The sequence below is a fragment of the Archangium lansingense genome (assembly GCF_026626635.1).
GTDB classification, from domain to species: domain Bacteria; phylum Myxococcota; class Myxococcia; order Myxococcales; family Myxococcaceae; genus Archangium; species Archangium lansingense.
This window is the reverse complement of record NZ_JAPNKA010000001.1, coordinates 2,188,973-2,201,648: the sequence shown is the minus strand read 5'-3', so window position 1 is coordinate 2,201,648 and position 12,676 is coordinate 2,188,973. Positions and strand designations below refer to the sequence as shown.

Below are 12,676 nucleotides of genomic sequence, written 5' to 3'. Positions count from 1 at the left end.
CGTCCCATCCGCGTTGGGCCGTCTTCGGCCCGCCTTACCGGCAGGTGCCCGTATCCGTGTGCCGGCACGTGTGCAGGTTGCGCGGCACCTCCAGCCAGTAGATGTCCGGCGTGGTGTTCTTGCGCTCGCGCAGCGTCTCGCTGACGGGCGCCGTGCCCACTCCCGGCATCACCACCTCGTAGCGGATGCCGCCCGTCGGCGACACGGAGACAACCGCCACTGGATCCGGAGGCGGAGCCCACGCATCCCGCGTCTTCGCGGGCACGTAGCCCAGCAGGTTGCCGTCCTTGTCGTCCACCCGGAACCCCTCCGCCTCGTCCGGCAGACCGGTGATGACGTCCGCCTGCCACGAGCGGCTGAGATCGCCGCCACCCGCCAGCTTGCAGGCAGAGACCGTGGCCCCCGCGGGAGGCGTGAGGCTCGGCCAGAACACGATGCCGCCCAGCACGGCCGAGCCCGCCGCTGTCTTCTCCTGCGGGCCTCCATACTGGAGGAACCAGCCCGGCCCCTCCATCGTGCCGCGCGGCAGCGACGCCATCGTGCTCGCGGGCACGTAGCGAAGGGTGCCCAGCGTCGGGTGCACGTACGTCGCATACGCGCTGTCCGGAATGGTGACATCCACCAGCGAGCAGTCGACTCCCGCACCACAGTTGAAGGCTCCATCCGTCACGCGCTTCTGATCAAACGCCATGGCCTCGGTGGCGCTCGCGAAGTGGCGCTGCCAGCCTCCATACGCGTGGAAGCCGAAGTAGCGGTTGTGCGGCACCTTGTCGAGGTCCGCGCCCAGGTTCAAGTCCCCGTGCGAGTCCGTGGCCAGACTGGCCAGCGAGCACGACCACTCGCCCGCCACAATCCCGCACTCGGCATCGGTGCTGGCCGGCGGCGAACCCACCGCGGGGAAGGCGTAGGAGCCACTGCCCAGCGCCGTGCTCTTGTCGCAACGGATGCGAAGGCTCGTCAGCTCCATCCGCGCGGACGAGCACACGGGCGACGTCGAGCCCGAGACGGACTCCGCGTTCTTCACCAGCACGCCGTCGTCGTACTCGATGACAGACGTGCGCAGCAGACCGTTGATGTCGGCGGTGAGCTCCGCCTCCACGTCGCACTTCATCCGCACGCAAGCCAACAGGTCATCCGGGCCGCAGTTCGTTCCCTCCTTCGAGCGCAGGTGCTGCCGGTCACCCGTGCCCAGGAAGCTGCGCAGCCAGCCCGTCTCCGGCTGACGCACGGTGGAGGCGATGTGGAAGAAGGGCTGCTTCTGGAACGCCTTGCCTCCGCGTGCCATCTCCAGCGAGCGCGCGGCAAACCAGTTGTTCACCAGGCCATCGCTCCCGAGCACTCCCGGCGTGTGGAAGCGGAACGTCCACACCTGGCCGCCCAGGTCACCGACGACGAGCGTGTCGAAGAAGCCATCCAAATCCAGCTGCACATTGTCCGCCTTGCCAATGTCCACCAGGGCCGGCGCGGCCGCGATGGGCTGCATCTGGTTCAGCACGTCAGTCGTGTACGCATCCGGCGAAGCCGCACCGGGCCGCGCCTCCACGGACCACAGCTTGCTGCCCGTCCACGCATCCAGCATGTACACACCGCGCCCGCGCGAGAGGTCCGTGCTGTAACCACCGTTGAGCACGGCCACCCAACGCTCCTCCCAACCGCGAGCATTGCCCTTCGCGAGCCGCACCGGACCGATGGGCGGCGGCTTGGGCGCGAAGTTCGTCCACGACTGGCCCACCCGGGCCGACTCCGGCTCGCACGCGTTGGGGAACATCCAGCGGAAGGGCTTGCCGCTCGGCTTCAACATCTCGCGCGGATCCGTCACGTCCAGCGCGGCGAAGCGCTGGCCACCCGAGCGCTCGGTGAGGATGGCGAGCGTGTGGAACTCATCCGCCTCCTTCACGTCGTTGCCCAGGCCCGTGCTGCTCGCCGAGCCGTCCGCCCAGAGGTCGCGCACCATGGCCGTGCCGTCCACGTAGAACTCGTGGCCGTTCATCATCAACCCCAGCTTGGGCAGCAGGTCCGGCGGGATGAAAGCCCACAGCTCCTGGCCGGAGCCCAGGTCGTGCGCGTCGTCGATGGCGCTCGTCTTGTCCCGGCCGAGCGACGTGCCCGCGTGCACGGCGTGCAGCATGCCGCCGTTGGAGCCCACCAGCACGATGCGCTCCCGCCGAGCGTTCGCCTTGCGGAACACGTCATAGGAGCCGAACCTGCTGGCGCTGGAGCCACGCGGCGGGTCCATGGGCGTGGGCGCGTAGCAGGGATTTCCCGCGGCCGGCGTGGCGCACGACGTCTCGGACGACACCGAAGCGGAGAAGTCATCGTAGAGCGTGGACAAGCACTGGCCGCTCAGCCCCAGCGTGCACAGGAAGGGCTCGATGGGCGGCTCCACCGTCACCGGCGTGGAGTGGAAGATGTCCGCGAGCTTGCACGAGCGCGACGTGGAGCCCACGCACGGTCGATCCTCATCCGTGAGCAGGTCTCCGTCGTAGTCGAACACGTCCACGCCCCGCACGAAGCGGATGAGCGTGTCCACGCACTCGGCGCGCTCCGCGGGCGTGCCCGTCCAGGCCTTCTTCAGCTTCGCGAAGGCACCGGCGCAGAAGCCGTCCCCCGCCGCCAGCAGGTACTCCTCCAGCTCGCCGCGATGGGCCATGTCGAAGGGCATGGGCGGGTTGTCCGCCTCCGTGAAGCGGCCGTCCTTGTCGCGATCCACGAGCGTGAAGATGCAGCGGCCTCCCGTGGGGTTCAGCGGATTGGACGGGTCGCACGGCGCGCTCGCGCTGCGCTGGCCGAGCGTCTCCGCCAGGTCCCAGAAGGGCTGCGCCGGCACGCCGCCCACCAGCCGGCCCTCGCTGTTGAGCGTGGCCGTCTGCACCTTCACCCAGACACCCTCGGTGTTCTCCTGGACGATGTTGGCGCGCGTGAAGCTGGAGACGTTCAGCACCGCTCCCGGCGCGGGCGTGAAGCCCGCCGGCTTGTCGAGGAAGAACGAGTCATCGCAGTCCTTGTCTCCGTTCAGGTCCCGAGCGTCTCCCGTCGGGCTCTTGGCCAGCGCTGCCTGGCAGCCCTGCGAGAACTCGCTGAAGTAGAAGAACCGGTAGAGGTGGCCCTCGTAGGGGCGGCCCTGGCGCGGGTTGAAGCGCGGCACGAAGGAGGACTGCGAGCCACCGGCCTGCACGCTCGCGACACTGGCGGATGCGAACGCCGTGGAGACCTCCTTCACATCCCCGAGCGCGGCCATGAGGGCATCACGCAGAGAGCTTGCGTTGTCCGCGCGGAAGAACCGGCCCTTGCCCGCCTTGGCGATGCTCTGGAGCATCGGGCTGTTGTCGCCGTAACCGATGGTGTACGTGCGCACCGACTGGTCCCCCGCGAGGTCATCGCGCAAGTCCGCGTTGGCCAGGAAGAAGGCCACGTCGTCCATGAAGTTCTTGTTCGTCTGCGCCAGACCCGTGGGCCAGTTGGCGTAGTCGCAGTCCGCCTTCGTCGCACCGAACTCATCGCAGTAGTTGACGCCACCCGGAGCCAGGTTCGTCTCCGGGTTGCTCGGGTCGAACGTGAGCGGCGTGCCGTCCGCGTGCTTCGCATTCCTCGCCAGCAACACCTCCATCATCTTCGTGATGGGCACCGTGTTGTCGTACCGGGGCGCGCCATCCGCCAGCACGATGACGGAGCTGGCCTGGCAGGCCGAACACACCGAGCGGTCCTGGCCCATGCCCTCCCAGGGCTGCGTGTCCTTGAGCCACTCGTCGGGCGACTGCGAGCCCCACGGCAGTCCCGCCTTGCCCGTGAGCGGATCATCCACCGTGCCGCCATTGCAGCACCCCGGCCAGCCCCAGCCCGGGTTGATGGGGTTGGAGAACCACTTCGCCCACCGGTCATCCGCCTTCTGCGAGGAGAAGTACCCGCCCAGTCCGAAGAGCGCCTCACCGATGGAGCGCTCGTCGTTGCGGAAGGAGATGCTGTTGATGGCCTTGCGCAGCTCGGCCCGCGCGAGCGCCGTCTCATCCAGCAGCGGATGGGACTTGTCGCACGAGGGCTTCAGCGGACGCAGCAGCACCGGCGGATCGAACCAGCCATGGTCCGGGCCAAACGTGGCCACGCCCATGCGCAGGCCCACCGCGGTGGACACCACGTCCTTGAGCACCTTGCGCGCCACCACGAACTTCGGTGGGCGCACGTTGAGCACGCGCCCGCTGAGAATCCACTTGCGCCGCGCCTCCACCGGCAGCGTCTCGCCCGGCGCGGGCGTGGGATTGCTCGCCAGCGGCCCACGCCACCAGCCCTTGTCCGTCAGGCACTTCTGGCACTCCGCGTACACGGGCGAGCCCCACGGCTCGCTCCACTCCATCGCGTTGCCGCACACCTGCATCAGGTCCGTGAAGCCCAGCGTGCTCCGCATGTCCACCGGGAGCGAGTACGGACCCTCCTCCACCTGCCACGCCAGGCGCCGGCCGCGCGAGTGGTAGTACTTGTTCGGATCGAAGAAGTGCGTCTCCGTGGTGGAGAAGTCCGGGTCCGCGTCGAACGGGATGGAGCCGTTGAACGCTGGATCCGCGCTGTTCAGGTCGAACCACTTCATCGCGTTCACCAACGCGGCGTCCGAGCAGCCCGGCTTCGAGGTGTCACCCACCTCGGGCAGGTACTCGGTGTACTCCTGCATGGACGCGTTGTTGCCCAACAGGAAGATGGCGCCCGGTGGACTGGAGGGCACCTCGAAGAACTCCTTGTCGCCTCCACCCGAGGCGTTGATCATCGTGTCACCCAGCGAAGCCGCACCTGTGCAGCACGCGGCCTGCCCAGGCACCGGCACGCTGCCGGAGCGGCCCGGCAGGGCCACCAGCCCCGCGGCTCCCGCCACCAACAGCCCTGCCGTCAGTCCCACGCGACGGTTGAACCACCGCTTCCTCGCACGTCCCACGGTGTCGAAATCCATGCGCATATTCCAGGCTCCTAGAAGCCGGCCCACCCCCCACGGACTCTCCTCGTCCTCGCATCCGGACAGAGTCGACGTGGCGGGCTGTCTCGCCGAGGAGGCGCTCCCACGCGCCCCCCTCCAGGAGAGCCCGGAACCCTGACACTTGACGCGCAACGTCAGAGTAAAAGTGCCGCGACAGCAAACCGCCCTGAATTGAGGTCATAATGGGCGCGGATTCGGTGGGGGGAATCCCCGCTTCAGGAGACACCTCTTCATGCTCGCTCTGGCGCTCCCCGCTCGTGACACCCTGCGCGTCCGCGCCCTCCAGGCGGATGACGCTCGGCTCGTCTGGATGGTGGATGAGGCAGGACGGATGCAGGAGCCCTCCCCCTCGTGGACGGCCTTCACCGGCCAGTCCTCCGGGCAGGTGATGGGCTGGCACTGGCAGCAGGCCATTCATCCCGAGGATCGGGGCCCGTTGGATCCAGAAGGTGCGTTGCTCTCGCCTGGCCGCACGGGCGGCGGGGAGCTCACCTGCCGCGTGCGCCGGGCAGACGGCGTCTGGCGCGACGTATTCGCGCGGGCGCTCCCGGTGAAGGACGAGACGGGGCGGCTCGTGGAGTGGCTCTTCCTGGGCGAGGACGTCACCGAGCGGCGTGGAGGGGAGCACACCGAGGCGGCGCTGAACGAGAGCGAGGAGCGGTTCCGCTCGCTGGTGCAGACGTCCGCGTCCGCCATCTGGACCACCAATGCCCAAGGAATTCCCGTGGAGGACGCCCCCACCTGGCGGGCCTTCACGGGCCTCACGCTCGAGCGGTGGTTGGATGGCACCTCCTGGCTGGAAGCCATTCACCCCGAGGACGCCCCGGCGGCCCGCGAGGCCTGGCGGAACGCCGTCACCACGAAGACGCCCTTCGCCAACGAGTACCGGCTGCGCCACGCCAACGGGAGCTGGCGCTGGGTGATGTCGCGCGCCGTGCCCGTGTTCAACCTGGACGGCAGCGTGCGCGAGTGGGTGGGCACCAACACGGACATCTCCGAGCGGAAGAAGGCCGAGGCGGAGCGCGACCGGCTGCTGGCGGAGCTGGAGACCAATGAGCGGCTGCTGTCGGCCATCCTCGAGCAGATGCCCTCGGGCTTCCTGCTGGCGGGCCCCGAGGGGGAGCTGACGTACGCCAACGCCCAGGCGGAGGCCATCTGGGGCCACCCGCTCATCCGGGCCTCGGACGTGAAGGGCTACGCGGCCTACCGCCAGCACCGCCTGGACGGCACCGAGTGCCCGCCCGAGGAGCTGCCGCTGGCGCGCAGCGTGCTGCACGGCGAGGTGGTGCGCGGCGAGGTGCTGTGGATGCACCGGCCGGACAAGGACAACCGCTTCATCAAGCTCAACTCCGCCCCCATCCGCGACGAGCGCGGCCGGACGATCGCCGCGGTGAGCGTCTTCGACGACATCACCGAGGCACGGCAGGCCGAGGAACATGCCGCGCGCCTGCAGGTCGTCACCTCCGCGCTCTCGCAGGCCCTCACTCCCGGCGACGTGGCCCAGACGGTCCTCTCGGTGGCACTGGGCGGCATGGGCGCCAAGGCGGGTGCCGTCTACCGCCACCGCCCGGACGGCTCGCTCGAGACCCTCCATGACGTGGGCTACCCGGAGAGCTTCGTCCGCCACATCCGCAGCCTTCCCGCCGATGCGAACAACCCCGTCCTCGACGCGGTGCGCACCGGCCGGGAGCTCTGGTTCCGCTCCACCGCGGAGCTGGCCACGAAGTACCCGGAGCTCGTCGCTCAGCGTGCCTCGCCCGCCGATCATGCGGTGGCGGTACTCCCCATGTGGGTGCATGGACAGGCCGTGGGCGCGCTCGTGCTGAGCTACCCGGACCCGCGCAGCTGCGGCCCCGAGGAGCTGCAGTTCCTGCAGATGCTCGCGCAGCAGTGTGGCCAGGCCCTGGAGCGTGCGCGCCTGTACGAGGCAGCCGAGGCGGAGCGCCAGCGTGCGCAGCAGGCCAGCCGTCTCAAGGACGAGTTCCTCGGAGTGCTCTCCCATGAGCTGCGCACCCCGCTGACGGCCATCCTGGGTTGGGTCCAGATTCTGCGCACGCGGCAGTTGCCGCAGGACAAGCGCGAGCGAGCCCTGGAGACCATCGAGCGCAACGCGCGGGCGCAGACGCAACTCGTGGAGGACCTGCTGGACGTCAACCGGATCGTCAGCGGCAAGCTGCGGCTGGACGTGCGCCCCACACAGTTGGAGAAGGTCATCGAGAGCGCGGTGGACGTGGTGCGCCCTGCCGCCGAGGCGCGGTGCATCCACCTCCAGGTCTCCCTGGGGCCGCAGCCAGTCCCCCTGCATGGAGATCCGGACCGGCTGCAGCAGGTGGTGTGGAACCTGCTGTCCAACGCGGTGAAGTTCACGCCCCAGGACGGCAACGTGATGGTGTCCCTCGGCTGGCGCCCGTCACACGTGGAGCTGCAGGTGCGGGACACCGGCGATGGAATCGCGCCGGGCTTCCTGCCCCACCTCTTCGAGCGCTTCACCCAAGCGGATGCCTCCTCCACGCGTCGCCACGGAGGGCTGGGACTGGGGCTGGCCATCGTGCGCCACCTGGTGGAGCTGCACGGCGGCACGGTCGAGGCCCAGAGCGCGGGCAAGGGACAGGGCTCCACCTTCACCGTCCGGTTGCCGCTGGTGGCGCCTCGCACGGACTCGGCCGAGCCGGCACGCGCCCTCCTCGAGCACCCGCCGCAGCTTCCCACCGATTACCCGAAGGAGCTGCACGGGCGCCACATCCTCGTGGTCGACGACGAGACGGACACCCGCGAGCTGGTGGCCACGCTGCTCCAGGAGGGAAAGGCCCGGGTCTCTACCGCGGCCACCGCGGCCCAGGCCCTCGAGCTGCTGAGCCGGGAGCAGCCGGAGCTGCTCATCTCGGACATCGGCATGCCGGAGATGGATGGCTACGCGCTCATTCGCGAGGTGCGCACCCGGGCACCCGAGCAGGGCGGGCGAGTTCCAGCCGTGGCGCTCACCGCCTATGCCCGTCCGGAGGACCAGGCCGCGGCACTGCGGGCGGGATTCAACTCGCACGTGGCCAAGCCGCTCGAGCCCGCAGAGCTGCTGTGGGTAGCAGCCACACTGCTGCGTCAGCAACAGTAGCGCCCCTCCTCCTGTCCGGTGGACAGGCCCCTGTGGAACATTCCGGGATTCGCCGGCCTCATTGGCTGGCATGGTGGCGAGGGTGCGTCAAAGCGCTGTCCGAGAAACCGGTCGCATCCATTTTAGAGCGGCAGCCATGCCGCGACGCGACCCCCATTGCCCGGCTCCGGAGCGTTCGGGCAGCCGGCACCGCGCCCTGCCCCTAGGAGACATGCTGGGATGAAAAAGCCACCTCTCGGGAGGTCATCGACGTGAGCGGGCAGATCCGCAAGCTCCTGGTCATCTCCAGTCACGCCGGATTGCGTGCCGAGCTTCGTCGGTGGCTGGAGAATGCTCCCGAGAATGGCTACGAGCTCACCGAGTTCGTCACCGGCCCGGCCGGGGTGCGCGGACTGAACGCTGGAGACCTGGTGCCTGACTGCGTGCTCCTCGCGCATGAGCCACCTGCACTGGATGCGCTGGAGGTGCTGGCCGTGCTCCAAGCGGATCGTCCCATGCCACCCTGCCCGGTCGTCATCCTCCCGGTCGCCACGGCGGATGGACGCGAAACTCGACGAGCGGCGCTGCGGGCTGGCGCCATGGACTTCATCGAGAGAAACGCGCTGAACATGCAGGCGCTGAACCGAGCCATCGAGGACGCGATCGATCGCTTCGCTCCCTGGCGGACGGACCCCACCTTCACACGAAGCATGGACCACATCGGGAGCAGCCGGGCGCAGCTCTATGCGGTGATCAACGCGATGGCCGACGGCGTGGTCGTCTTCGACATGGCGGGGAGCGTCGTGCTCCTCAATGACGCGGAGGCGTGGATCAACGGCTTCGAGACAACCTCGGAGATGATGCGAGATCTGTCGTTCTTCGCGGAGTGCTACGAGCTCTCCTCGGACGACGGGCAGATCATTCCGGTGACAGAGTGGCCGGTCTCGCGAGTGCTGCGAGGAGAGACCATCACCGAGTTGCGGCTCCGTGCCCGGCGGCTGGATACCGGACAGGCGTGGCACATCCAGTTCAGCGGCGCGCCCGTCCGTGACGAGACGGGAAAGCAGGTGCTCGCCCTTGTCATCACCCGAGACCTTACGGACCACGTCCGTGCCGAGCAGGCGCTGCGCACTTCGCAACGGCGCTACCAGACGCTCTTCCAGTCCATCGATGAGGGCTTCTGCATCGTGCAGATACTCTTCGACGAGCACGGCAAGCCCAGCGATTACCGGTTTCTCGAGACGAACGCCGCCTTCAAGCGACACACGGGGCTCGCGAACGCTGTCGGCAAGACGGCCCGCCAACTCGTCCCGCGGCTCGAGGAGTCCTGGTTCAGACTCTATGGAAACGTGGCGCTCACCGGCGAAGCCATCCGCATCGAGGATCATGCCCTGGCGATGAAGCGCTGGTTCGAGGTCTACGCGACCCGCGCGGGCGAACCAGAGGAACGGCAGGTCGCGATCGTCTTCAAGGACATCACCGTGCGCAAGCAGGCCGAGCAGGCGCTCCGCGAGAGCGAGGCCCGCGCGCACCAGGCCGCCGCCAAGGCCGAGGCCGAGAGCCGACTGCTCGACGCCGTACTTGAAGCGGCACCCGCGGGCATCATCCTGGCGGATGCCAGCGGCAGGGTCGTCCGGATGAATCCCGCCAATGAGCGCCTGTGGGGACCCGCGCCCGCGACCGCGGGCGTGGATGAGTACGGCAACTGGAAGGGCTGGTGGGCGGATGGCTCGGAGCGGCACGGGCGCGGCGTGACGGGGGAGGAGTGGGCCCTGGCCCGTGCCCTGCGCGGAGAGCTCATCCCCGGAGACATCGTGGAGATCGAGCCCTTCAATGCGCCGGGAACACGCCGCACCATGGTCAACTCCGGCGCGCCGGTGCGGGACGCGGCGGGACGAATCCTCGGGGCCGTGGTCGCGCAGATGGACATCACGGCCCGCCTCGAGGCCGAGAAGGCCGTCCGAAGGAGTGAGGAGCGGTACCGCCTCGTCAGCCGCGCCACGAACGACGTCATCTGGGATTGGGATCTCACGACGGACTTGGTCGACTGGAACGACGCGGTGCTGGTGCATATCGGCTGCACGCGCGAGGAGCTCGGCCCCAGCATCCAGGACTGGAGCAACCGCATCCATCCGGAGGACCACGACCGGGTGGTCGCAGGAATCCGCGCGGCGATCGACGGCGGCCAGGAGACCTGGACCGACGAGTACCGCTTCCGCAGGAGCGACGGCTCCTATGCCGCCTTCCTGGATCGCGGGCACATTGGCCGGGATGCCTCCGGCAAGCCCATCCGCATGATTGGCTCGATGCTGGACCTGACCGAACACCACCGGGCCGAAGCCGCTCTGCGAGAGAGCAAGGAGCGCTTCGAGGCGCTCGCCGACAACATCTCGCAGCTCGCCTGGATGACGGACGAGACGGGGTACATCTTCTGGTACAACCAACGCTGGTTCGACTTCACGGGCACGACGCCCGAGGAGATGCAGAGCTGGGGCTGGCAGAAGTTCCACCACCCGGACCATGTGCAGCGCGTCACCGAGCGATTCATGCGGCACATCGCCACGGGCGAGGTGTGGGAGGACACGTTTCCGCTGCGCAGCAAGACGGGGGAGTACCGCTGGTTCCTCTCCCGCGCCCGCCCCATTCGTGATGGCGCGGGAGGACCGGTGCGACGCTGGTTCGGCACCAACACGGATATCACCGAACAGCTCGAGGCCGAGGAGCGGCTCAAGGAGGCCCTGCGAGCCCGCGACGAGTTCCTCTCCATCGCGAGCCATGAGCTGAAGACACCGCTCACGTCACTGAAGCTGCAGTTCCAGATGATGCATCGCCGTATCGAGCGCGGGGACCCGGATGCCCATGAGCCGGAGCGGGTGGACAAGCTCGTGGAGCAGGCACACGACCAGGTCTCACGGCTCGCGCGGCTGGTCGGCGACATGCTCGACATCGCGCGCATCCAGACGGGTCGGCTCGCCATCGAGCCGGGACCGGTGAACGCCGTCGAGCTCACCCGCGAGGTGCTGGAGCGCATGAGCCCGCATCTGGCCGAGGCGGGCACCCCCGCGACGCTGGAGGCACCAGAGCGGCTCGAGGTCGAGTGGGACCACTTCCGCATCGAGCAGGTAGTGACGAACCTCCTCACGAATGCCATGCGCTATGGCAACCACAAGCCGGTGGACGTGAGGCTGCGCTCACACGAAGGGTGCATCCTGCTGAGTGTGAAGGACCAGGGGATCGGCATCGCGAAGGAGAGCCAGGAGCGCATCTTCAACCGCTTCGAGCGGGCCATCTCCGCGAGCGACGTGTCGGGGCTCGGCCTGGGACTCTTCATCAGCCGTCAGATCGTGGAGGCCCACGGCGGCCGCATCTGGGTGGAGAGCGAGGGCCCCGGCCTAGGTGCGACCTTTTTCGTCGAGCTGCCGGCGCACCCGGGCGTCCATCCACTGAGGCGCGCGGGCGCGGAGCGATGTGCGAGCCCACGCCGGCCAGGCCTTAGCGCGTAAGCGGGTGGGGATGCGCCAGTAGCCGGTAGCGACCGGGGGACACGCCCGTCCAGCGCCGGAATGAGCGGCTGAAGCTGCTCACGTCCGAGAAACCCAACCGGAAGGCCACGTCGGCCAGGGCCAGGTGCTCGTCGCGCACGAGCGCCCGCGCCTTCTCCGCGCGTACCCGGTCCACCAGCTCCTGGAAGGAGAGACCGCCCTCCTCCAGCCGGCGCTGGAGCGTGCGCTTGCTCATGTGCAGCCGCGCGGCGATGTCCTCCGCGCCCACCCCAGAGCTGAGTGCTTCCTCGATGCGTGCGGCCACCGTGGCGGTGAAGTCCTCCGTCGGGGCCCGCGCCTGCAGTGCCGAGTCGGCAAGCTGCTCGGCCGTCACGAGCAAGCGAGGGTCCGCGGTGGTGAGCCGAGCCTCCATCCACTTCGCGTCGAACAGCAGGCCATTGTCGGCGCGACCGAAGTCGAGCTGCTCCGTGCCAAAGAAGCGGTGCGCGGCATCCACGAGCCTCGGACGCGCGTGGATGAACCACACCGCCCGCGGCACCACCGACAGGCCCGTCAACGTGCGCGCGTGCGCGAGCACCGAGGCGAGCACGTACTCGTGCGCGTGCCGGGTGAGACCCCGAGGATGTCCGGCCACGCGGCAGGTGAAGGCCACCGCGTCTCCTCGATTCTCCAGCGCGAGGACGAGCCGATCGTTGTCCAACGGGGCATAGCGCACCATCCGCTGCAGCGCCTCTCGCACCGTAGGGCTCGCGCGCACCGCCAGCTCGCCCAGCCCATAGCCGCGCGGCACCAGCTCCGCGGGCAGCCTCAGCGCGAGGAAGGGGTCATCCAGCTCGCCAGCGGCCGCCTCCAACAGCCGGCCGAAGTCCACGGCGGTGATGGATGCGTCCACCTGGTCCTCCACTCCCGCCGGCAGGCCGAAGCGACGGACGAGCAGCTCCGCGTCCCCGCCGTGCGCGCGCACGAAACGGACGAGTGCCGGCACCAACCCGGAGCGGAAGGGAGTCTCTTTGCGCACGCGCGCCACGGGGCACGGATTATGGCACGCTCGGTCATGCTTTCCGGCATCCCGGGTCATACCGGTGCCCCGGGGCCGCCCCGTACATTGGTGCGCGTCACTTCACCGGA

At 68.9% G+C, this 12,676-nt stretch carries 4 protein-coding genes; 2 read left to right on the top strand and 2 right to left on the bottom strand.

Features of this window, described 5'->3' with window-relative positions; translation table 11 throughout:
* Nucleotides 1-34 precede the first annotated feature (34 nt).
* Entirely contained in the window at nucleotides 35-4,939 is a 4,905-nt protein-coding gene (locus OV287_RS08820) for a pilus assembly protein (protein ID WP_267533550.1), read from the bottom strand.
* 250 nt (nucleotides 4,940-5,189) lie between these two features.
* Between OV287_RS08820 and OV287_RS08815 the strand changes: the two genes are divergently transcribed.
* Complete coding sequence (locus tag OV287_RS08815) at nucleotides 5,190-8,066, top strand: PAS domain S-box protein (protein ID WP_267533549.1); 2,877 nt, start codon at nucleotides 5,190-5,192, stop codon at nucleotides 8,064-8,066.
* Between the two features lie 251 nt (nucleotides 8,067-8,317).
* A complete protein-coding gene (locus OV287_RS08810) occupies nucleotides 8,318-11,548 on the top strand; it encodes a PAS domain S-box protein (protein WP_267533548.1) in 3,231 nt (1,076 codons plus the stop codon).
* On the opposite strand, the gene OV287_RS08805 is transcribed toward OV287_RS08810, so the two are convergent.
* Complete coding sequence (locus OV287_RS08805) at nucleotides 11,538-12,566, bottom strand: AraC family transcriptional regulator (protein ID WP_267533547.1); 1,029 nt, start codon at nucleotides 12,564-12,566, stop codon at nucleotides 11,538-11,540. The genes OV287_RS08810 and OV287_RS08805 overlap by 11 nt on opposite strands.
* Nucleotides 12,567-12,676: the final 110 nt, after the last annotated feature.